The following is a 20,852-nucleotide window of genomic DNA, read 5'->3' as shown; positions in this document are numbered from 1 at the left end:
GGGAATTGACGGAAGCTCTCGGTAAGCATCTGGTCGGCAGGAGCCCGCCCTCACATGCCGTAGGCTTGTGGGGTTGGGCGCCTGCCGTCCAAGACCGACTTACTACGCCGTAGGTCCCCGCACCGCACCCGTCCCGCCACTGAGTGGGGAGAGGGATGGCGCATACAGGAAACCCCGGCGAGAGAGGCCGAAGGCCAATTCATGACCATGACTGATCCCATCGCAGACATGCTCACGCGTCTGCGTAACGCGAACTCGGCGTACCACGACTCCGTCGTGATGCCGCACAGCAAGATCAAGTCGCACATCGCGGAGATCCTCCAGCAGGAGGGCTTCATCACGGGCTGGAAGGTCGAGGACGCCGAGGTCGGCAAGAACCTCGTCCTCGAGCTGAAGTTCGGCCCGAACCGCGAGCGCTCGATCGCCGGCATCAAGCGAATCTCGAAGCCGGGTCTGCGTGTATACGCAAAGTCCACCAACCTGCCGAAGGTCCTCGGCGGCCTGGGCGTGGCGATCATCTCCACGTCCCACGGTCTCCTGACCGGCCAGCAGGCCAGCAAGAAGGGCGTAGGTGGGGAAGTCCTCGCCTACGTCTGGTAGTCGGGAACGGAGGAATAGCTCATGTCGCGAATCGGCAAGCTCCCCATCCAGGTTCCCGCCGGTGTGGACGTCACCATCGATGGCCGCACGGTCGCGGTGAAGGGCCCCAAGGGCACCCTCTCGCACACCGTTGCGTCGCCGATCGAGGTCACCAAGGGTGAGGACGGCGTCCTGAACGTCGTCCGCCCGAACGACGAGCGTCAGAACAAGGCCCTTCACGGCCTGTCCCGCACGCTGGTGGCGAACATGATCACCGGTGTGACCCAGGGATACACCAAGGCGCTCGAGATCAGTGGTGTCGGTTACCGCGTCCAGGCGAAGGGCTCCAACCTGGAGTTCGCCCTGGGCTACAGCCACCCGATCCTGATCGAGGCTCCGGAGGGCATCACCTTCAAGGTGGAGTCCCCCACGAAGTTCTCGGTCGAGGGCATCGACAAGCAGAAGGTCGGCGAGACCGCGGCCAAGATCCGCAAGCTGCGGAAGCCTGACCCGTACAAGGCCAAGGGCGTCAAGTACGCCGGCGAGGTCATCCGCCGCAAGGTCGGAAAGGCTGGTAAGTAGCCATGGCATACGGCGTGAAGATCGCCAAGGGCGACGCCTACAAGCGTGCCGCCCTCAAGCGTCGCCACATCCGCGTCCGCAAGCACATCTCCGGTTCGCCGGAGCGTCCGCGCTTGGTCGTGACGCGGTCCAACCGCCACATGGTCGCTCAGGTCATCGACGACATCGCGGGCCACACGCTCGCGTCGGCGTCGACCCTGGACGTCTCCATCCGTGGTGGCGAGGGCGACAAGAGCACCCAGGCCAAGCAGGTCGGCGCCCTGGTCGCTGAGCGTGCCAAGGCCGCAGGCGTCGAGGCCGTCGTGTTTGACCGCGGTGGTAACCAGTACGCCGGGCGGATTGCCGCTCTGGCTGACGCCGCCCGTGAAGCCGGGCTGAAGTTCTAAGCCCCGGTTCCTACGCACAGCGGACGTAACAGAGAGAGGTAAATCCAATGGCTGGACCCCAGCGCCGCGGAAGCGGTGCCGGTGGCGGCGAGCGGCGGGACCGGAAGGGCCGTGACGGCGGCGCAGCTGCCGCCGAGAAGACCGCGTACGTTGAGCGCGTTGTCGCGATCAACCGCGTCGCCAAGGTTGTGAAGGGTGGTCGTCGCTTCAGCTTCACCGCGCTGGTCGTGGTGGGCGATGGTGACGGCACCGTCGGTGTCGGTTACGGCAAGGCCAAGGAAGTTCCCGCGGCCATCGCCAAGGGCGTGGAAGAAGCCAAGAAGAACTTCTTCAAGGTTCCGCGCATCCAGGGCACCATTCCTCACCCGATCCAGGGCGAGAAGGCCGCGGGCGTCGTCCTGCTGAAGCCTGCTTCCCCCGGTACCGGTGTTATCGCCGGTGGCCCGGTGCGCGCCGTTCTGGAGTGCGCCGGCGTTCACGACATCCTGTCGAAGTCGCTCGGCTCCGACAACGCGATCAACATCGTGCACGCGACCGTGGCGGCCCTCAAGGGCCTGCAGCGTCCCGAGGAGATCGCGGCGCGCCGTGGTCTGCCCCTTGAGGACGTCGCCCCCGCGGCTCTGCTCCGTGCACGTGCGGGAGCGGGTGCGTAATGGCTCGCCTCAAGATCACGCAGACGAAGTCGTACATCGGCAGCAAGCAGAACCACCGCGACACGCTGCGTTCGCTCGGGCTCAAGCGCCTGCACGACGTGGTTGTCAAGGAGGACCGCCCCGAGTTCCGCGGAATGGTGCACACCGTCCGCCACCTCGTGACGGTTGAGGAGGTCGACTGACATGGCTGAGAACAAGCCGCTGAAGGCCCATGACCTCCGGCCCGCCCCGGGCGCCAAGACCGCCAAGACCCGTGTGGGTCGTGGTGAGGCGTCCAAGGGTAAGACCGCCGGTCGTGGCACCAAGGGCACCAAGGCCCGTTACCAGGTTCCGGAGCGCTTCGAGGGTGGGCAGATGCCCCTCCACATGCGTCTCCCGAAGCTCAAGGGCTTCAAGAACCCGTTCCGCACCGAGTACCAGGTCGTGAACCTGGACAAGCTCGCGACGCTCTACCCCGAGGGTGGAGAGGTCACCGTGGCCGACCTGGTCGCCAAGGGTGCGGTGCGCAACAACCACCTCGTCAAGGTCCTCGGACAGGGCGAGATCTCCGTGGCGCTGCAGGTTTCGGTTGACGCCGTCTCCGGCTCCGCCAAGGAGAAGATTGCCGCCGCCGGCGGCACCGTCACCGAGCTCGTCTGAGACAACTCGATGGCCTGAACATCCGACCGGGGATGCCTCTCATATGGGGCATCCCCGGTTGGTCGTTCCTAGGGGGGCATGGTCGCCGGTAAGGTGGCGTGCGTTGTTGTGTGGTATCCCCCTGGGCACCCGCCCGGGGACCTTTGACTGTTACGTATTCGTCGATCCTCAAGACCGTCACCTCTACGCATTGCGCGGGGGTCGCAGGAGGCACCGTGCTCACCGCGTTCGCCCGGGCGTTCAAGACGCCCGACCTGCGCAAGAAGCTGCTCTTCACGCTCGGCATCATCGTGCTCTACCGGCTCGGGGCGCACATCCCGGTACCGGGAGTGAGCTACGAGAACGTCCAGACCTGTGTTGATCAGGCCAGCAAGGGCAACAACAGCCTCTTCGGCCTGGTGAACATGTTCAGCGGTGGTGCACTGCTGCAGATCACGATCTTCGCGCTCGGCATCATGCCGTACATCACGGCCAGCATCATTCTCCAGCTGCTGACCGTGGTGATTCCCCGACTCGAGGCGCTCAAGAAGGAGGGGCAGTCCGGCCAGGCCAAGATCACGCAGTACACGCGTTATCTGACCGTCGCGCTCGCCATCCTCCAGGGCACCGGCCTGGTGGCCACCGCCACCAGTGGCGCGCTCTTCAGCGGCTGCCCGGTCGCCGACCAGATCGTGCCGAACCAGTCGATCTTCACGACCATCGTCATGGTGATCACGATGACCGCGGGCACCGCGGCCGTCATGTGGCTCGGTGAGCTCATCACCGACCGCGGCATCGGCAACGGCATGTCGATCCTGATGTTCATCTCGATCGCCGCCAGCTTCCCCGGTGCCCTGTGGGCCATCAAGACCAGCGGCAAGCTGGCCGACGGCTGGATCGAATTCGGCACCGTCATCCTGATCGGCTTCGTGATGGTGGGCCTCGTCGTCTTCGTCGAGCAGGCCCAGCGCCGTATCCCGGTGCAGTACGCGAAGCGCATGATCGGCCGCAGGTCGTACGGCGGAACCTCGACGTACATTCCGCTGAAGGTGAATCAGGCGGGTGTGATTCCCGTCATCTTCGCTTCTTCGCTGCTCTACATTCCGGCCCTGATCGTCCAGTTCTCCAACTCCACCGCGGGCTGGGCCACCTGGATCAAGGACAACTTCGTCAAGGGCGACCACCCGTACTACATCACCGCGTACTTCCTGTTGATCGTCTTCTTCGCCTTCTTCTATGTGGCGATTTCGTTCAACCCCGAGGAAGTCGCCGACAACATGAAGAAGTATGGTGGCTTCATCCCGGGTATCCGGGCTGGTCGACCTACTGCCGAGTACCTGAGCTACGTGCTCAACAGGATCACTTGGCCGGGCTCGCTGTACTTGGGTCTGATCGCTCTTGTGCCGACGATGGCGTTGGCCGGCTTCGGTGGTGCGAACGCCAACTTCCCGTTCGGCGGGACGAGCATCCTGATCATCGTGGGTGTGGGGCTGGAGACCGTGAAGCAGATCGAGAGTCAGCTCCAGCAGCGCAATTACGAAGGGTTCCTCCGCTGATGCGAATCGTCCTCGTCGGGCCGCCCGGTGCCGGCAAGGGAACGCAGGCTGCGTACCTTGCCAAGAACCTGTCGATTCCGCAGATCTCCACGGGCGATCTCTTCCGCGCCAACATCAGCCAGGGCACCGAACTTGGCAAGCAGGCCCGCGCCTACATGGACGCGGGGCAGTTGGTACCGGACGAGGTCACCATCGGGATGGCCAAGGACCGCATGTCCCAGCCCGACGCCGAGAACGGCTTCCTGCTGGACGGCTTCCCCCGCAACGTGGGGCAGGCCGAGGCCCTTGACGCCATGCTCAAGGACGAGGGCACCAAGCTGGACGCCGTCCTGGACCTGGAGGTCCCCGAGGACGAGGTGGTCAAGCGCATCGCGGGCCGCCGGATCTGCCGGAACGACGGATCGCACGTCTTCCACGTGACGTACAACCCGCCGAAGACCGAGGGCGTCTGCGACACCTGCGGCGGCGAGCTGTTCCAGCGTGACGACGACACCGAGGACACGGTTCGTACCCGGCTGGAGGTCTACCACACGCAGACCGAGCCGATCATCGACTACTACAGGGCCCAGAACCTGGTGGTCACCATCTCGGCGCTCGGCAAGGTCACCGATGTGACCGAGCGGGCGATGGAAGCCCTCAAGTCCGACAAGGGCTGAGCGCAACTCCCGCAGTACTCCTCCAGTCGGCCGCGGCGTCCATGGGCGCCGCGCCCGACTGTTTGCGCCGTATCGTTGAGTACGCCGCAGTCACCGTTCGATGCAGTCCGATGCAGAGAGGCGCCGCGCAATGGTGCAGATCAAGACCCCCGAGCAGATCGCGAAGATGCGTGAGGCGGGGCTGGTGGTCGCTGCCATTCACGCGGCCACCCGCGAGGCGGCGGTCCCCGGTGCCACCACGCTGGACCTGGACCGGGTCGCCCGCAAGGTGATCGCCGACCACGGCGCGAAGTCGAACTTCCTCGGGTACGGCGGGTTCCCCGCGACCATCTGCACCTCGGTCAACGAGGTCGTCGTCCACGGCATCCCGGACGACAAGACCGTCCTGAAGGACGGCGACATCATCTCCATCGACGCCGGCGCGATCGTCGACGGCTGGCACGGCGACGCCGCGTACACGGCCTTCGTCGGCACCGGTCACGCTCCGGAGCTGGTCGAGCTCTCCCGGGTGACCGAGGAGTCCATGTGGGCCGGTATCGCCGCGATGAAGGTGAACAACCGCCTCGTCGACATCTCGAAGGCGATCGAGTCCTACATCCGTCGCCAGCCCCGCCCCGCCACCGGCAAGTACGGGATCATCGAGGACTACGGCGGCCACGGCATCGGCACCGAGATGCACATGGACCCGCACCTGCTGAACTACGTCGCCCGCAAGCGCGGCAAGGGCATCAAGCTCGTCCCGGGCGTCTGCCTGGCGATCGAGCCGATGGTCTCCCTGGGTACGCCGCAGACCGAGGTGCTCCAGGACGACTGGACCGTGATCACGACGGACGGCACCTGGTCCTCCCACTGGGAGCACTCGATCGCCCTCACGGAACAGGGCCCCCTGGTCCTGACCGCCCCCGACTGCGGCAAGGCGAAGCTGGCCCAGTACGGCATCGAGGCGGCTCCGGACCCGTTGGGCTGATCACTCGTCGAGGCGGTACCGGGGCCCTGCCCCGGGGTCTCAAGGATCAGAGGGAGCCTCTCACCGGTCGATTTGACCCCCTTGTGGAGGTCTAAGGATCTCCCCGGGTGGGCAAACTTGACGGATTCGTCTTTTGGGGTCCGCTGACGTAGACTGACTCGTCGGCTCTCGTGCATCCGTGTGTCCACATGCGATGTCGAAAGCCGATCAAGGTAGCCGATTCGAAAGGCGAAGCGTGGCCAAGAAGCAAGGTGCCATCGAAATTGAGGGCACCGTGATCGAGTCCCTCCCGAACGCCATGTTCAAGGTGGAACTCCAGAACGGTCACAAGGTCCTCGCGCACATCAGCGGCAAGATGCGGATGCACTACATCCGAATCCTTCCGGATGACCGGGTCGTCGTGGAGCTCTCCCCGTACGACCTGACGCGTGGCCGGATCGTCTACCGCTACAAGTAGATCTTGCCTCCACCCCGTTTCGGCGTGGTGACGGCACTGACCCGGAGAACCTGACATCCCATGAAGGTCAAGCCGAGCGTCAAGAAGATCTGCGACAAGTGCAAGGTGATCCGCCGCCACGGTCGGGTCATGGTCATCTGCGACAACCTGCGCCACAAGCAGCGCCAGGGCTGACGCACGACCCCCTGCATCTCGCAGTACTTCGCGCGACGCACGTAATACGTACATACGCAGAGTCCGTCCAAGCTTCGGCTGACGACACCTCCGGCGGGGGCCGGGGACCTGGGCGTACCACCTCTCGTCATGAGAGGTCGGCGGTCGGGAGTGGCGCTGCGGAAGACCCCCGAATGAACAACTGGAGCCATTGAATGGCACGCGTTTCAGGTGTTGACATCCCGCGCGAAAAGCGCGTGGAGGTTGCCCTCACCTACGTCTTCGGTATCGGGCGCACCCGGTCCAAGGAGATTCTCGCCACCACTGGCGTGAACCCCAACACCCGCGTTCGTGACCTGGCCGAAGAGGACCTGGTCAAGATCCGCGAGTACGTGGACGCCAACCTCCGCACCGAGGGTGACCTTCGTCGCGAGATCCAGGCCGACATCCGCCGCAAGGTCGAGATCGGCTGCTACCAGGGCCTGCGTCACCGCCGCGGTCTGCCGGTCCACGGCCAGCGCACCAGCACGAACGCTCGTACCCGCAAGGGCCCGCGTCGCGCGATCGCCGGTAAGAAGAAGCCGGGCAAGAAGTAGTCCTCAGCGGACGCACTGCGGTCGCCCGGATCACCGGCCGTCCGCAGCAACCAGCGGTCTTCGCTGTAGGACCGATCACCTCCCCTCTCCATCTGGAGTCAAGACATGCCCCCCAAGGGTCGTCAGGGCGCAGCCAAGAAGGTGCGTCGCAAGGAAAAGAAGAACGTCGCTCACGGCCACGCGCACATCAAGAGCACGTTCAACAACACCATCGTCTCGATCACGGACCCCTCGGGCAACGTGATCTCCTGGGCCTCCGCCGGCCACGTCGGCTTCAAGGGCTCGCGCAAGTCCACCCCCTTCGCCGCGCAGATGGCCGCCGAGTCGGCCGCCCGCCGCGCGCAGGAGCACGGCATGCGCAAGGTTGACGTCTTCGTCAAGGGTCCGGGCTCCGGCCGCGAGACCGCGATCCGTTCGCTCCAGGCCACCGGCCTGGAGGTCGGCTCGATCCAGGACGTCACCCCCACTCCGCACAACGGATGCCGGCCGCCCAAGCGCCGCCGCGTCTGATCCGTCTGAAGCAACGGAGACAACTGGAAAATGGCGCGATACACCGGGGCCGACTGCAAGCGTTGCCGTCGGGAGAAGCAGAAGCTGTTCCTCAAGGGCAGCAAGTGCGAGAGCGCGAAGTGCCCGATCGAGATCCGTCCTTACCCCCCGGGTGAGCACGGACGCGGGCGCACCAAGGACAGCGAGTACCTCCTTCAGCTTCGTGAGAAGCAGAAGTGCTCGCGTATCTACGGTGTCCTCGAACGACAGTTCGTGAACTACTACAAGGAAGCGAACCAGAAGACCGGCAAGACCGGTGAGAACCTTCTGCGCATCCTTGAGACCCGCCTCGACAACGTGGTCTACCGGGCAGGCTTCGCCAAGTCCCGCGACCACGCCCGTCAGCTGGTGCGTCACGGACACATCGCAGTGAACGGCACGAAGACCGACATTCCGTCGGCCCGCGTCGCCGTGAACGACGTGATCGAGGTTCGTCAGAAGTCCAAGGCCCTGACCCCCTTCCAGGTGGCCCAGGCCGAGGCCGGCGAGCGCACCGTACCGGCATGGCTCGAAGCCGTGCCGTCGACGATGCGGATCCTCGTGCACTCCCTGCCCGAGCGCCAGGTGATCGACACCCAGGTGCAGGAGCAGCTGATCGTCGAGCTCTACTCCAAGTAGGAGCTCGTGGGTCCGGGCGGTACGGCCCTTTCGGGTCGTGCCGCCCGTACCCTTGTCAGTATCTGGGGGCGTCAAATAGTGGGCGCCCACGACTGAAGGAACCAACATGCTTATCGCTCAGCGTCCGTCGCTGACCGAAGAGGTCGTTGACGAGTTCCGCTCCCGGTTCGTCATCGAGCCGCTGGAGCCGGGCTTCGGCTACACCCTCGGCAACTCTCTCCGCCGCACGCTCCTCTCCTCGATCCCGGGCGCCGCTGTCACCAGCATCCGGATCGACGGTGTCCTGCACGAGTTCACCACCGTGCCGGGCGTCAAGGAGGACGTCACCGACCTCATCCTCAACATCAAGCAGCTGGTCGTCTCCTCGGAGCACGACGAGCCGGTCGTGATGTACCTGCGCAAGCAGGGCCCCGGCCTGGTCACCGCTGCTGACATCGCCCCGCCGGCCGGTGTCGAGGTCCACAACCCGGACCTGGTCCTGGCCACGCTGAACGGCAAGGGCAAGCTGGAGATGGAGCTGACCGTCGAGCGCGGTCGCGGCTACGTCTCCGCGGTCCAGAACAAGCAGGTGGGCCAGGAGATCGGCCGTATCCCGGTCGACTCCATCTACTCGCCGGTGCTCAAGGTCACGTACAAGGTCGAGGCGACCCGTGTCGAGCAGCGCACCGACTTCGACAAGCTGATCGTCGACGTCGAGACCAAGCAGGCCATGCGTCCGCGTGACGCCATGGCTTCGGCCGGCAAGACCCTGGTCGAGCTGTTCGGTCTGGCGCGCGAGCTCAACATCGACGCCGAGGGCATCGACATGGGCCCGTCGCCGACGGACGCCGCGCTCGCCGCCGATCTGGCGCTGCCGATCGAGGAGCTGGAGCTCACGGTCCGCTCGTACAACTGCCTCAAGCGCGAGGGCATCCACTCCGTGGGTGAGCTCGTGGCTCGTTCCGAGGCCGACCTGCTCGACATCCGCAACTTCGGTGCGAAGTCGATCGACGAGGTCAAGGCGAAGCTGGCCGGCATGGGTCTCGCGCTCAAGGACAGCCCGCCCGGATTCGACCCGACGGCCGCGGCCGACGCGTTCGGCGCCGATGACGACGCGGACGCCGGTTTCGTGGAGACCGAGCAGTACTGATTCGCCTCCGGCCGGGGTGCCCTGGTTCTTCGGGTGCCCCGGGCCGGGGTGAGGCCTTGTCCTCAATCGCCGGACGGGCTTGATTCTGGGCTCGGGCGTGAGGGCGTCGTCCTCAATCGCCGGACGGGCTCGATTTTGATCGGTGGCCCGATCGGCTCTTGACCTTCCGTGTGGCGCCCGCCGCACGGGAACTGACACCGGTACCTGATACGGCCGGTGCAGCACACAAGGAGAAAAACCATGCCGAAGCCCGCCAAGGGCGCCCGTCTGGGCGGCAGCGCTGCGCACGAGAAGCTTCTTCTCAACAACCTCGCGAAGTCGCTGTTCGAGCACGGCCGCATCACCACGACCGAGGCCAAGGCCCGTCGCCTGCGTCCGGTCGCCGAGCGTTTCATCACCAAGGCGAAGAAGGGCGACATCCACAACCGTCGCCTGGTGCTGCAGTCGATCACGGACAAGGGCATCGTGCACACGCTCTTCACCGAGATCGCCCCGCGGTACGAGAACCGCCCCGGTGGTTACACCCGCATCACCAAGATCGGCAACCGTCGCGGCGACAACGCCCCGATGGCCGTCATCGAGCTGGTCGAGGCGCTGACCGTGGCCCAGCAGGCCACCGGTGAGGCCGAGGCCGCCACGAAGCGTGCGGTCAAGGAAGACGCCCTCAAGGAGGACGCGGCTGCGGCCGAGGTCGTCGAGGACGCCAAGCCGGCCGAGGCCGACGCCGAGTCCAAGGACGCCTGAGCGTTCTGAGACCACTGGACGGGCCCGCATCACCCTTCGGGGCGGTGCGGGCCCGTTCCGTATGTACTGGCAGAAAAGGATCCTTCGGTGAGTGACGAAGTGGAGCCCGGCTTTGTGCGGGTGCGGCTGGACCTGGCATACGACGGCAAGGACTTCTCCGGCTGGGCCAAACAGACCGGCAGGCGGACGGTCCAGGGGGAGATCGAGGACGCGCTGAGGACCGTGACGCGGTCCTCGCGGACGTACGACCTGACCGTCGCCGGGCGCACGGACGCCGGGGTGCACGCCCGGGGCCAGGTCGCCCATGTCGATCTGCCGGCCGAGGTGTGGGCCGAGCACGCGGACAAGCTGCTGCGGCGGATGGCCGGGCGGATGGCGCCCGATGTGCGGATCTGGCGGATCGCCGAGGCGCCGGCCGGGTTCAACGCCCGGTTCTCGGCGCTGTGGCGCCGTTACGCGTACCGCGTCGCCGATCGTCCCGGTGGGGTGGATCCGCTGCTGCGCGGTCATGTGCTCTGGCACGACCGGGCGTTGGACATCGACGCGATGAACGAGGCGGCGGCCCGGATGGTCGGGGAGCACGACTTCGCCGCGTATTGCAAGAAGCGCGAGGGCGCGACGACCATCCGTACGCTGCAGAAGCTGAGCTGGGTACGGGACGAGGCGTCCGGGATCATGACGGCGACCGTGCAGGCCGACGCGTTCTGCCACAACATGGTGCGGGCGCTGATCGGGGCGGCGCTGTTCGTCGGGGACGGGCGCCGGCCGGCCGAGTGGCCCGCGCGGGTGCTGGCGGCGCGGGTGCGGGATCCCGGCGTGCACGTGGTGCGTCCCCATGGGCTGACGCTGGAGGAAGTGGCCTACCCGGCCGCCGATTCGCTGGCCGCCCGTGCCAAGGAGGCGCGCAACGTGCGCACGCTCCCCGGGGACGGCTGCTGCTGAGCCCTCCGCGCGAGAGGGGCTTCGCTCACTCCGGGGACGGGGACGGGGACGGGGACGGGGACGGGGACGGGGCCGGTGCCGGCGCCGGTGCCGGTGCTCTGCCGGCCCGGCGCCGCTGTCGCCAGGCGCCCGTCAGCCGGGTCGCCACGTACAGGGCCGAGACCGTGACCACCGTCGCGCCGACCGGGCTGATGTCGGGGCCGGACCAGCCGCGGACCGCGGACGCCGTGAACAGCAGCAGGGCCAGGACGCGGAGCAGCCACCACCGCGGTGAGCGGGGCTTGTGGCCGTCCGGGGCCGGTGGGTGCTCGCCGTCCTGGGTGGTCATGGTGGAGCGCATGCCGGCCAGCAGGCCGCGGCGGGTGAGGAGCCGGGCGTCGGGGAGGGTGTCGAGGACTTCGGGGCGGTCACCGAAGCCCGGGGGCAGTGGGGGCAGGGAGAGAGCCGCCAGGAGGTCCGACTGGTGGCGGGGCGGGTTGCCCGTGGACCGGAGGATGTGGATCAGCGGGCGGGGGTCCGTGCGCGCGAAGGCGCGGGACAGGGCTTCGGCCGTGGCGGCGACCGTGGTGTGGTCGGGGGCCGGGGAGGTGGCGTTCCACTCGTGGGCGGCCAGTGGCCTGCCCTTGAGGAACAGGGTGAACCCGCAGCGTTCGGGCGTGCGGCGCAGGACCAGCGTGGGCCATTTCTCGCCCGTGGTGAAGTTGTCCGCCGCCGTGGTCAGCGGGTCCTCCGTGGACAGGACCGAGCGCTTGGCGGGCCGGGCCTCCGGGACGGCCTCGACGTAGGTGTGCGTGGCCGTCGCCGGAGCGGTGCGGAGCGAGACGCCGCACATCAGGGCCGCCTGCGCCACGTCCGCCGGGCGGGCCGCCGCGATCGCGACCGCGCAGGGAGCGCCCGGCGTCCAGGCGGGGGCGGCGGGGGCCGTGCGGGGCTGCGGGGGGCGGCCGAAGAACGGGGTCAGGGTGGCCACGTGGATACGGATGCCCGAGCGGGTGTCCAGGAACTCCTGGCGCGGGTCGTCGCCGAAGTACGCCCACGGGTACTTGGTGGCATGGACGCCGATGCTGCGGAAGGCTTCCAGCCCCTCGTCCCAGCGCTCCGAGCGCAGCAGCATCAGGGCCAGGTGGTTGCGGAAGCCGGCCGCCTCGTGGCTGCCCGGTCCGTACGCGGCGGACAGGTCCAGGGCGCGGGCGACCGCCGCCTCGACGCGCGGCGCGTACGGGTCGGGGCCGGCCGGGGCGCCGGGGGAGGGGGACAGGACGGCGTACTCCAGCGCCGCGAGCAGGGGCAGTGCGTGCAGTTTCGAACCGGGCGGGGCCGTGGCGGCCGCGCTCTCGGCGAAGTCGAACATCTCCTCGTGCGAGCCGTGCCACTTCGCGCACCGGTACTGAAGGGCCGCGGCATGGCATCCGTAGTGGTGCGGGTCGCACGCCAGGGCGCGGGCCCAGTAGCCGTCGAAGACCTCGCGCGGGGCCTGGCTGCCGACCGCGTGGACCAGGGCGATGCGCCACGGCACCGGGTCGGCGGGGTTGAGGTCGGCCGCCCTGCCGATCACCGGGGCCGCGTCCTCCAGCAGCGCGAAGAATGCCTGGAACTGGTCGCGCGAGACATGCCTGGCGCGTTCCGCCGTACGTATCTCCCAGGCCCGGTCGATGCAGAGGTCCGCCCGGACCAGAGCCGCGTCCGGGTCCTCGGGGGATTCGGCAAGCCAGGCGTCCAGCCAGCCGGGGTTGTGCAGGGCGGCTTCGGCGAGGCGGGACACGTAGCCGTCCCGCAGCTCCCACTGGGTGTGCTCACGCGTCGCGGCGAGCAGCTCGCGGGCGGGGCCGTGGTCGCCCTCGGCGGCCGAGGTCAGGGCGGTGCGCAGCGCGGCGTCCGGGGCGTCGAGGACGACGGCCTCGTCCGGCGGGAGGTCGGCGCCGACGGCCGCGCTGTGGCGCAGCACGCGGGGGAGGGTGAGGAGGAACGGAAGGCGCACGCGATTCCCCGGGCGGGTCAGCCGGCGGGTGCGGTGGCCGCGGCGGAGGCCTGGAGCTCGCCGCGGTGGCGGATCTGACGGAACGTGAAGTTCGTCAGGTCGTCACCGGTGGCGTAGGCCTTCTTGTCGGTCTTGGTGACGTCCTTGCCGCTGGTGTACCCGGTGATGGCGAAGTAGGCGTAGCGGCCGTAGGAGTTGGAGGTGCGGCGGCACACCGATCCGGCGGGGCAGAAGGCCGGCACGCCCGAGCCGCTCAGGGTGGCGATGCTGCCGCTGGACTGCTGGGCGGCCTTCTTGGCCTGCGCTTCCGTCGTGAAGACCGCGAGGCCGACGGTGACGGCGATTCCGTCCCTGCTGTACGTGGCCCGGATGACCTGGTCGCAGCCGTTGCTGACGAGGATCGAGCCGAGCGCGCCCTTGGTGGTCGCGGCGCAGTTCTTCGTCTGCTGGGTCGCGCCCTTGAGGTAGACGCGGTCGCCCGTCGTCAGCTTCTTGCCGGGGAAGAACGCGTCGACGGTGATCGGCGCCCTGTCCTTCTTGGCGTCGGATATGTAGTCCTTCGGGTCCGGCGGGGGCGGCGGGGCCACCGAGGAGAAGGACGGCTCGGGCTCGGCGGTTTCGTTCGGCAGGTCGGTCGGTGCCGGGAGTTCGCGCGCGTTCTTGCCGGTGCCGGTGGAGCCCTTGTCGCCGGCCGAGATGACCGCCGTCGCCACGATCGCGCCGACGGCCGCGGTGGCGAGTACGCCCCCGCCGATCAGCAGCCACTTCTTGCGGCGGTTGCGCGCGGCGGACTCGTCGGCCAGCGCTGCCCAGTCCGGGGTCTGATTGCCCCCGGGCCCCCACGAGGGCCCCCCTTGCCCAAAGCTCATGCGGCGAATCCTAGACGGAACCCCAACCGGTTGGGTCCGGGCACGTAAACCGGTTGGGCCAGGGCTTCGCGGCCCGTGACAATGCTGTGCATGGGACATCTTGAAGCAGGCCATCTGGAGTACTACCTACCGGACGGGCGGGTGCTGCTCGGCGATGCTTCGTTCCGGGTCGCGGACGGGGCCGTGGTCGCCCTCGTGGGGGCGAACGGCGCCGGGAAGACCACCTTGCTGAGGCTGCTCGCCGGGGAGCTGCAGCCGCACGGCGGCTCCGTGTCCGTGAGCGGCGGGCTCGGCGTGATGCAGCAGTTCGTGGGTTCCGTGCGGGACGACCGTACGGTCCGGGATCTGCTGGTCTCCGTCGCCCAGCCCCGTATCCGGGAAGCGGCTCTGGCGGTCGACAAGGCGGAGGAGCTGATCCTCACCGTCGACGACGAGGCCGCGCAGATGAAGTACGCGCAGGCCCTGAGCGACTGGGCGGAGGCCCGCGGGTACGAGGCCGAGACGGTGTGGGACATGTGCACGATGGCCGCGCTCGGTGTCCCGTACGAGAAGGCGCAGTGGCGCGAGGTGCGCACGCTGTCCGGCGGTGAGCAGAAGCGGCTGGTGCTGGAGGCGCTGCTGCGCGGGCCGGACGAGGTGCTGCTGCTCGACGAGCCGGACAACTATCTCGACGTCCCCGGGAAGCGGTGGCTGGAGGAGAAGCTGAAGGAGACCCGTAAGACGGTCCTCTTCGTCTCCCACGACCGGGAGCTGCTGTCCAGGGCCGCCGAGAAGATCGTCAGCGTGGAGCCGAGTCCGGCGGGCAGCGACGTGTGGGTGCACGGTGCCGGTTTCGACACGTACCACCAGGCCCGCAAGGACCGGTTCGCCCGGTTCGAGGAGCTGCTGCGGCGCTGGGAGGAGGAGCACGCCCGGCTGAAGGCGCTGGTCCACCGGCTGCGGCAGCAGGCGGCGATCAGCCCCGACATGGCGTCCCGCTACCGGGCGATGCAGACCCGCTTCAAGAAGTTCGAGGACGCGGGACCGCCGCCGGAGCCGCCGCGCGAGCAGGACATCAGGATGCGGCTGCGCGGCGGGCGGACCGGCGTACGGGCGGTGACCTGCACGGGGCTGGAGCTGACCGGGCTGATGAAACCGTTCGACCTGGAGATCTTCTACGGGGAGCGGGTCGCCGTCCTCGGCTCGAACGGTTCGGGGAAGTCGCACTTCCTGCGGCTGCTCGCGGGTGAGCCGGTGGCGCACGCGGGGGAGTGGAAGCTCGGGGCGCGCGTCGTACCGGGGCACTTCGCGCAGACGCACGCCCATCCGGAGCTGCTGGGCCACACGCTCGTCGAGATCCTGTGGACCGAGCACGCCAAGGACCGGGGCGGAGCGATGTCCGTACTGCGGCGGTACGAGCTGGAGCGGCAGGGCGACCAGCCGTTCGAGAAGCTGTCGGGCGGGCAGCAGGCGCGGTTCCAGATCCTGCTCCTGGAGCTGGCGGGCACGACGGCGCTGCTGCTGGACGAGCCGACGGACAACCTGGACCTGGAGTCGGCGGAGGCCCTGCAGGACGGTCTTGAGGCGTACGACGGGACGGTGCTGGCCGTCACACACGACCGGTGGTTCGCGAAGTCCTTCGACCGGTACCTGGTGTTCGGCTCGGACGGCGTCGTACGGGAGACGGCGGAGCCGGTGTGGGACGAGCGGAGGGTGCAACGGGCACGGTGACGCTCCGCTGGGGGCGCGGTGTCCGAGCAGGTGCGGGGGCGGGGTTCGAGGGCTGTTTTGACCCGCACGGGGGAGCGGCGGTATTCTTCTGGTTCGTTATGCGTATTGGCTTGGTCGTTCTCACGCGAGGGGCCCTTACGCCGGTCCACCGGGCCGATGACCAGCGGCAGGCACTCGGGTTGCGTCCCCGTAGCGCCGCCAAGGCTGGTGTGATCGTCCGGGTGGCCTTGTCAGGACCCACTCACTGAAGAAGCGAAGGCTACGACCGTGCGTACGTACAGCCCCAAGCCCGGCGATGTGACGCGCCAGTGGCACATCATTGACGCGCAGGACATCGTCCTGGGTCGTCTGGCCACCACGGCTGCGAACCTCCTCCGCGGCAAGCACAAGGCGATCTACGCCCCCCACATGGACATGGGCGACTTCGTCATCATCATCAACGCCGAGAAGGTTCACCTCTCCGGCAACAAGAAGACCCAGAAGATGGCGTACCGCCACTCCGGGTTCCCGGGTGGTCTCCGCTCCGTCCGTTACGACGAGCTGCTCGCCAAGAGCCCCGAGAAGGCCGTCGAGAAGGCCATCAAGGGCATGATCCCCAAGAACAGCCTGGGCCGTCAGATGCTCTCGAAGCTCAAGGTCTACGCGGGCGACCAGCACCCGCACGCTGCGCAGCAGCCGGTCCCGTTCGAGATCACCCAGGTCGCGCAGTAGTTCCGGCCTCCCCCTAAGACCAAAAGAAAGATCTGAGGAGAATCGTGGCCGAGACCACTGTTGAGAACCCCGTCGAGGGCGTCGAGGGCGAAGAGGTTTTCGCCGAGGTGACCACCTTCGAGTCCGAGGTTCCCGTCGAGGGCGAGTACACCAGCGAGTCGCTGGCGTCCCGCTTCGGCGACCCGCAGCCCGCCGCCGGCCTTGGCCGCCGGAAGAACGCCATCGCCCGCGTCCGGATCGTCCCGGGCACCGGCAAGTGGAAGATCAACGGTCGCACCCTTGAGGACTACTTCCCCAACAAGGTGCACCAGCAGGAAGTCAACGAGCCCTTCAAGGTGCTTGAGCTCGACAACCGCTACGACGTCATCGCCCGCATCTCGGGTGGCGGCGTCTCGGGTCAGGCCGGCGCCCTGCGCCTCGGTGTCGCCCGCGCGCTGAACGAGGCGGACGTGGACAACAACCGCGCCCCGCTGAAGAAGGCCGGCTTCCTCTCCCGCGACGACCGTGCGGTCGAGCGCAAGAAGGCCGGTCTCAAGAAGGCCCGTAAGGCTCCGCAGTACAGCAAGCGCTAAACCGCCTGCTCGTCTGCATTACACGTTCGCCCCGGCGGCACACCTCGTGCTTGCCGGGGCGTTCGTCTATCGGCACCCTCGGGCGTATAACGGCATAAGACGTTCATACGCTTACTTGCGTGGCGTTGCGGTGCTGCTTTGCTTTTCTTTCGCTTTGCATTGCTTTGCTTTGGTTCGGCTTGGCCCGGTTCGGTTCAGCTTGGCCTGGTTCGGCCTGGCTCGGCTCGGTTTGTTCGGTTTGCGGTTTCGGAGCATCTTCGGAGGACACCAGTGGGACGACTCTTCGGCACGGACGGTGTGCGCGGTGTCGCCAACGCGGATCTGACGGCCGAGCTCGCGCTCGGTCTGTCGGTCGCTGCGGCGCATGTGCTTGCCGAGGCGGGCACCTTCGAGGGGCATCGGCCGACCGCCGTGGTGGGACGGGACCCACGTGCGTCCGGAGAGTTCCTGGAGGCCGCGGTCGTGGCCGGTCTCGCCAGCGCGGGCGTGGACGTCCTGCGGGTCGGTGTGCTGCCCACCCCCGCGGTGGCGCACCTCACCGGCGCGCTGGGCGCCGACCTCGGGGTGATGCTCTCCGCCAGCCACAACGCCATGCCGGACAACGGTGTCAAGTTCTTCGCCCGCGGCGGTCACAAGCTCGCCGACGAGCTGGAGGACCGGATCGAGACGGTCTACGAGCAGCACCGCACCGGTGAGCCCTGGGCGCGTCCGACGGGCGCGGGAGTGGGCCGGGTCACGGACTACACCGAGGGCCTCGACCGGTACGTCGCCCACCTGATCTCCGTCCTCCCGAACCGGCTCGACGGGCTGAAGGTCGTCCTCGACGAGGCGCACGGCGCGGCCTCCCGGGTCTCTCCCGAGGCCTTCGCGCGGGCCGGCGCGGACGTGATCACGATCGGCGCCGACCCGGACGGCCTGAACATCAACGACGGCTGCGGCTCCACCCACCTGGGGCTGCTGAAGGCCGCCGTCGTCGAGCACGGCGCCGACTTCGGCATCGCGCACGACGGCGACGCCGACCGCTGCCTCGCCGTGGACGCCAGGGGCGAGGAGGTCGACGGCGACCAGATCCTGGCCGTGCTCGCCCTCGCCATGCGCGAGGCCGGACAGCTGCGCAAGGACACCGTGGTCGGCACGGTCATGTCCAACCTCGGCTTCAAGATCGCGATGGAGCGGGAGGGCATCCAGCTCGTCCAGACGGCTGTCGGCGACCGTTACGTCCTGGAGTCGATGAAGGCCGAGGGGTACGCCCTGGGGGGCGAGCAGTCCGGCCATGTCATCGTCCTGGACCATGCCACGACCGGTGACGGCACGCTGACCGGCCTGCTGCTGGCGGCCCGGATCGCCGCCACCGGCCGCTCGCTCGCCGAGCTGGCCGGGGTCATGCAGCGGCTGCCGCAGCTGCTGATCAACGTCCGCGATGTCGACAAGTCCCGGGTCGGCACCTCCCCGGAGCTGGCCGAGGCGGTCGCGGAGGCCGAGCGCGAGCTGGGCACCACCGGGCGCGTACTGCTGCGCCAGTCGGGTACGGAGCCGCTGGTACGGGTCATGGTCGAGGCGGCCGACATCGAGCAGGCACGGGCGGTCGCGGAGCGGCTGGCCGACGTGGTGAAGTCGGCACTCGGCTAGTCGGGTGGTCGGGTGTGCGGGGGCGGTCGGTCCGGGGGCGGCTGCTTCCGGCTCGACCGGTCCGTACCGGCTGATCCGGAGCCAGCTGGTTCGCAGTCAGCCGACCTGTCCCTGACCTGCCCTTGACCTGACCTGACCTGACCTGACCTGGGCTCGGCTCGGTCGGTTCACCGACCGAGCCGCACGCGCTATTCGCCCGACGGACTCGTGACGGGGCCCGTCCGGCGGCGGTGCGCTGCCCACAGGGCCTTCTGGAGCAGCAACGTCAGCGTCCCCGCGACCACGATTCCACCGAGGTTCGCCAGCAGTTGGGCCGCCGAGCCCCACATCTGGCCGTAGTCGCTGTAGCTGAACGCCACCGCCGCGTTGGCTGCCGCCGGTACGGTCGTCACGGAGATCGCGACCCCGATCAGCGCCCCGGACTTCGCCGAGGTCAGCGAGAGCGTCCCGGCGATCCCGGCCAGGAACGCCACCACGAACGACAGTGGGTCCGGCTTCCAGATGAATGACGTATTGGGCCGGTCCGCCTCGACCATCGCATGGGTGAACAGCCCGAAGCCGTCCATCAGCCAGGCGAACCCGACCGTCAATGTCATCGCGACGGCGAAGCCGCCGATCAGCGCCACCAGCGACCGCCACACCAGCCGCGGGGCTCGCTGCACCAGGGCCGTGGAGATCCCGGCCAGCGGCCCGAACTCCGGGCCGACCGCCATCGCGCCCACGATCAGGATCGCGTTGTCGAGCATCACACCGCAGGCGGCGAGCATCGTCGCGACCGCGAGGAACGACACATAGGTGACGCTGAACGTCGACTCCTCGTGGGTCGCCTCCGTCAGCTCCTCCCACAGCACCGCGTCCGCGCCCTCGCCCGGCGCCTCCTCCTCCGCCCTGTCGGCGTGCGCGGAGAGCGTCAGGTCCATGTTCTCGACGGTTATCGAACCGGACTTGTCGATGCCGAGCCCGCGCAGCGCGGAGATCAGCTCGTCGCCCGCCTCCCGGGCCACATCGCACAGCACCATGTCACCCGCCGGGTCGCGGGCGACCCCGGGCATCACCACGAGATGCGTTGTACCGACGGTGTTCTCCAGCAGGTGCACCACCTCGTCCGTACGGTCGGCGGGGACGATCAGGCGCAGATGCAGCACGCGGACACTCCTGAAGGGCTCGAAATCTCAGAGTTTGCGCAGGGACAGCCGCTGGACCTTGTGATCCGGCCCCTTGCGCAGCACCAGAGTGGCACGCCCCCGGGTGGGCGCGACATTCTCCACCAGGTTGGGCTTGTTGATGGTCCGCCACATCGTCGCCGCGTACTCCATGGCCTCCTCCTCGGAGACCTGGGTGTACTTGCGGAAGTACGAGAACGGGTTCTGGAACGCCGTCTCGCGCAGTTTCCGGAACCGGTTGAGATACCAGGTCTCGATGTCCTCGGTCCGCGCGTCCACGTACACACTGAAGTCGAAGTAGTCGGCGAGCCCGACCCTGGTCCGCCCGTCCTTGCCGGGCAACGCGGGCTGCAGCACGTTCAGCCCCTCGACGATCAGGATGTCGGGGCGCCGTACGGTGAGCCGCTCGCCCGGCACGATGTCGTAGATCAGATGCGAGTAGACGGGCGCCGTCACCTCGTCCTTGCCGGCCTTGATGTCGGCGACGAAACGGGTCAGAGCCCGCCGGTCGTACGACTCGGGGAACCCCTTGCGCGACATCAGCCCGCGCGCCCGGAGCTCCTTCATCGGCAGCAGGAACCCGTCCGTGGTGACGAGTTCGACACGGGGGTGCTCGGGCCAGCGGGCCAGCAGCGCCTGGAGGATGCGGGCGCTGGTGGACTTGCCGACCGCGACGCTGCCCGCGACCCCTATGACGAACGGGGTGCCGCGCTGCGCCCCGTGCCCGTTGCCCGCGTCTCCGAGAAAGGTGTTCAGGGCGCCGCGCAGACCCGAGGTGGCCTGGACGTAGAGGTTGAGCAGCCGGGAGAGCGGCAGGTAGACGTCCCGTACCTCGTCGAGGTCGATGACGTCCCCGAGCCCGCGCAGCTGCTCCACCTCGTCGGCGGTCAGCGGCAACGGCGTCTTGTCGCGCAGGGCGCTCCACTCGGCGCGCGACAGATCGACGTACGGCGTCGCCGCGTGCTCGGCGCGTCGGGGGGTGCTGCTTCGTGGCGGCGAAGTGATCACATGTTCATTGTTGCGGGAGTTTTGACG

General features: G+C 68.1%; 25 protein-coding genes. 21 read left to right on the top strand and 4 right to left on the bottom strand.

What is annotated here, in order from left to right; translation table 11 throughout:
* Positions 1 to 201: 201 nt before the first annotated feature.
* The 17 genes from rpsH to truA all read left to right on the top strand — a co-directional run bounded on the left by rpsH (position 202) and on the right by truA (position 11,185).
* Complete coding sequence (gene rpsH, locus ACIOMQ_RS02870; RefSeq protein WP_037688013.1) at positions 202 to 600, top strand: 30S ribosomal protein S8; 399 nt, start codon at positions 202 to 204, stop codon at positions 598 to 600.
* Positions 601 to 621: 21 nt separating this feature from the next.
* A complete protein-coding gene (gene rplF / locus ACIOMQ_RS02865) occupies positions 622 to 1,161 on the top strand; it encodes a 50S ribosomal protein L6 (RefSeq protein ID WP_030914145.1) in 540 nt (179 codons plus the stop codon).
* 2 nt (positions 1,162 to 1,163) lie between these two features.
* The gene (rplR, locus tag ACIOMQ_RS02860) at positions 1,164 to 1,547 is read left to right on the top strand and encodes a 50S ribosomal protein L18 (RefSeq protein ID WP_093540756.1); all 384 of its coding nucleotides are present in this window, start codon (positions 1,164 to 1,166) and stop codon (positions 1,545 to 1,547) included.
* A gap of 47 nt (positions 1,548 to 1,594) precedes the next feature.
* Positions 1,595 to 2,200: a 30S ribosomal protein S5 gene (gene rpsE, locus ACIOMQ_RS02855; protein ID WP_030914151.1), complete on the top strand. Its 606-nt coding sequence runs from the start codon at positions 1,595 to 1,597 to the stop codon at positions 2,198 to 2,200.
* The gene (gene rpmD / locus ACIOMQ_RS02850; protein WP_018550611.1) at positions 2,200 to 2,382 is read left to right on the top strand and encodes a 50S ribosomal protein L30; all 183 of its coding nucleotides are present in this window, start codon (positions 2,200 to 2,202) and stop codon (positions 2,380 to 2,382) included. The genes rpsE and rpmD overlap by 1 nt, the downstream gene beginning before the upstream one ends.
* A gap of 1 nt (position 2,383) precedes the next feature.
* Positions 2,384 to 2,839 (top strand): 50S ribosomal protein L15, encoded by a 456-nt coding sequence (rplO, locus tag ACIOMQ_RS02845; protein WP_018550610.1) that lies wholly within the window; start codon positions 2,384 to 2,386, stop codon positions 2,837 to 2,839.
* Between the two features lie 215 nt (positions 2,840 to 3,054).
* Positions 3,055 to 4,374 (top strand): preprotein translocase subunit SecY, encoded by a 1,320-nt coding sequence (secY, locus tag ACIOMQ_RS02840; protein ID WP_093540755.1) that lies wholly within the window; start codon positions 3,055 to 3,057, stop codon positions 4,372 to 4,374.
* A complete protein-coding gene (locus ACIOMQ_RS02835) occupies positions 4,374 to 5,030 on the top strand; it encodes an adenylate kinase (protein ID WP_362195959.1) in 657 nt (218 codons plus the stop codon). Before secY ends, ACIOMQ_RS02835 begins: the two co-directional genes overlap by 1 nt.
* Before the next feature lie 130 nt (positions 5,031 to 5,160).
* The gene (gene map, locus ACIOMQ_RS02830) at positions 5,161 to 5,997 is read left to right on the top strand and encodes a type I methionyl aminopeptidase (protein WP_362195962.1); all 837 of its coding nucleotides are present in this window, start codon (positions 5,161 to 5,163) and stop codon (positions 5,995 to 5,997) included.
* Between the two features lie 235 nt (positions 5,998 to 6,232).
* On the top strand, positions 6,233 to 6,454 hold the full coding sequence (gene infA / locus ACIOMQ_RS02825) for a translation initiation factor IF-1 (protein WP_003956442.1): 222 nt from the start codon (positions 6,233 to 6,235) through the stop codon (positions 6,452 to 6,454).
* 60 nt (positions 6,455 to 6,514) lie between these two features.
* Positions 6,515 to 6,628 carry a 50S ribosomal protein L36 gene (gene rpmJ / locus ACIOMQ_RS02820; protein ID WP_003956441.1) on the top strand — a complete coding sequence of 38 codons (114 nt, stop codon included), beginning with the start codon at positions 6,515 to 6,517 and terminating at the stop codon, positions 6,626 to 6,628.
* A gap of 194 nt (positions 6,629 to 6,822) precedes the next feature.
* Positions 6,823 to 7,203, top strand: coding sequence for a 30S ribosomal protein S13 (gene rpsM / locus ACIOMQ_RS02815; protein WP_018519286.1), 381 nt, complete (start codon positions 6,823 to 6,825; stop codon positions 7,201 to 7,203).
* 105 nt (positions 7,204 to 7,308) lie between these two features.
* On the top strand, positions 7,309 to 7,713 hold the full coding sequence (gene rpsK / locus ACIOMQ_RS02810; protein WP_003956432.1) for a 30S ribosomal protein S11: 405 nt from the start codon (positions 7,309 to 7,311) through the stop codon (positions 7,711 to 7,713).
* Between the two features lie 30 nt (positions 7,714 to 7,743).
* Positions 7,744 to 8,370, top strand: coding sequence for a 30S ribosomal protein S4 (gene rpsD / locus ACIOMQ_RS02805; RefSeq protein WP_093897256.1), 627 nt, complete (start codon positions 7,744 to 7,746; stop codon positions 8,368 to 8,370).
* Positions 8,371 to 8,476: 106 nt separating this feature from the next.
* Positions 8,477 to 9,499: a DNA-directed RNA polymerase subunit alpha gene (locus tag ACIOMQ_RS02800; protein ID WP_003966937.1), complete on the top strand. Its 1,023-nt coding sequence runs from the start codon at positions 8,477 to 8,479 to the stop codon at positions 9,497 to 9,499.
* Positions 9,500 to 9,739: 240 nt separating this feature from the next.
* Entirely contained in the window at positions 9,740 to 10,243 is a 504-nt protein-coding gene (gene rplQ, locus ACIOMQ_RS02795; protein ID WP_362195967.1) for a 50S ribosomal protein L17, read from the top strand.
* An 87-nt stretch (positions 10,244 to 10,330) separates the two neighbouring features.
* Positions 10,331 to 11,185: a tRNA pseudouridine(38-40) synthase TruA gene (gene truA / locus ACIOMQ_RS02790; protein WP_362195970.1), complete on the top strand. Its 855-nt coding sequence runs from the start codon at positions 10,331 to 10,333 to the stop codon at positions 11,183 to 11,185.
* A 25-nt stretch (positions 11,186 to 11,210) separates the two neighbouring features.
* Here the strand turns inward: truA and ACIOMQ_RS02785 are convergent, their stop codons facing one another.
* Positions 11,211 to 13,130 (bottom strand): hypothetical protein, encoded by a 1,920-nt coding sequence (locus tag ACIOMQ_RS02785; protein ID WP_402187681.1) that lies wholly within the window; start codon positions 13,128 to 13,130, stop codon positions 11,211 to 11,213.
* A gap of 50 nt (positions 13,131 to 13,180) precedes the next feature.
* Complete coding sequence (locus ACIOMQ_RS02780; protein ID WP_401263233.1) at positions 13,181 to 14,032, bottom strand: hypothetical protein; 852 nt, start codon at positions 14,030 to 14,032, stop codon at positions 13,181 to 13,183.
* Between the two features lie 81 nt (positions 14,033 to 14,113).
* On the opposite strand from ACIOMQ_RS02780, the gene ACIOMQ_RS02775 reads away from it, so the two are divergent.
* From ACIOMQ_RS02775 to glmM, 4 genes are all read left to right on the top strand, one after another.
* A complete protein-coding gene (locus tag ACIOMQ_RS02775) occupies positions 14,114 to 15,742 on the top strand; it encodes an ABC-F family ATP-binding cassette domain-containing protein (protein WP_401753753.1) in 1,629 nt (542 codons plus the stop codon).
* A gap of 267 nt (positions 15,743 to 16,009) precedes the next feature.
* On the top strand, positions 16,010 to 16,453 hold the full coding sequence (rplM, locus tag ACIOMQ_RS02770; RefSeq protein WP_072486702.1) for a 50S ribosomal protein L13: 444 nt from the start codon (positions 16,010 to 16,012) through the stop codon (positions 16,451 to 16,453).
* A 44-nt stretch (positions 16,454 to 16,497) separates the two neighbouring features.
* The gene (gene rpsI / locus ACIOMQ_RS02765) at positions 16,498 to 17,025 is read left to right on the top strand and encodes a 30S ribosomal protein S9 (protein WP_362195979.1); all 528 of its coding nucleotides are present in this window, start codon (positions 16,498 to 16,500) and stop codon (positions 17,023 to 17,025) included.
* 270 nt (positions 17,026 to 17,295) lie between these two features.
* Positions 17,296 to 18,654 (top strand): phosphoglucosamine mutase, encoded by a 1,359-nt coding sequence (gene glmM / locus ACIOMQ_RS02760; protein WP_362195982.1) that lies wholly within the window; start codon positions 17,296 to 17,298, stop codon positions 18,652 to 18,654.
* Positions 18,655 to 18,842: 188 nt separating this feature from the next.
* On the opposite strand, the gene ACIOMQ_RS02755 is transcribed toward glmM, so the two are convergent.
* Positions 18,843 to 19,799: a DUF389 domain-containing protein gene (locus tag ACIOMQ_RS02755; protein WP_362195985.1), complete on the bottom strand. Its 957-nt coding sequence runs from the start codon at positions 19,797 to 19,799 to the stop codon at positions 18,843 to 18,845.
* 27 nt (positions 19,800 to 19,826) lie between these two features.
* Complete coding sequence (gene coaA / locus ACIOMQ_RS02750; protein WP_362195988.1) at positions 19,827 to 20,825, bottom strand: type I pantothenate kinase; 999 nt, start codon at positions 20,823 to 20,825, stop codon at positions 19,827 to 19,829.
* Positions 20,826 to 20,852 lie beyond the last annotated feature (27 nt).

It is taken from the genome of Streptomyces sp. NPDC087845, from assembly GCF_044742755.1.
Lineage (GTDB): Bacteria > Actinomycetota > Actinomycetes > Streptomycetales > Streptomycetaceae > Streptomyces.
Note: the sequence above shows the minus strand (reverse complement) of the source record. Positions and strands in the feature narration are given on the sequence as shown.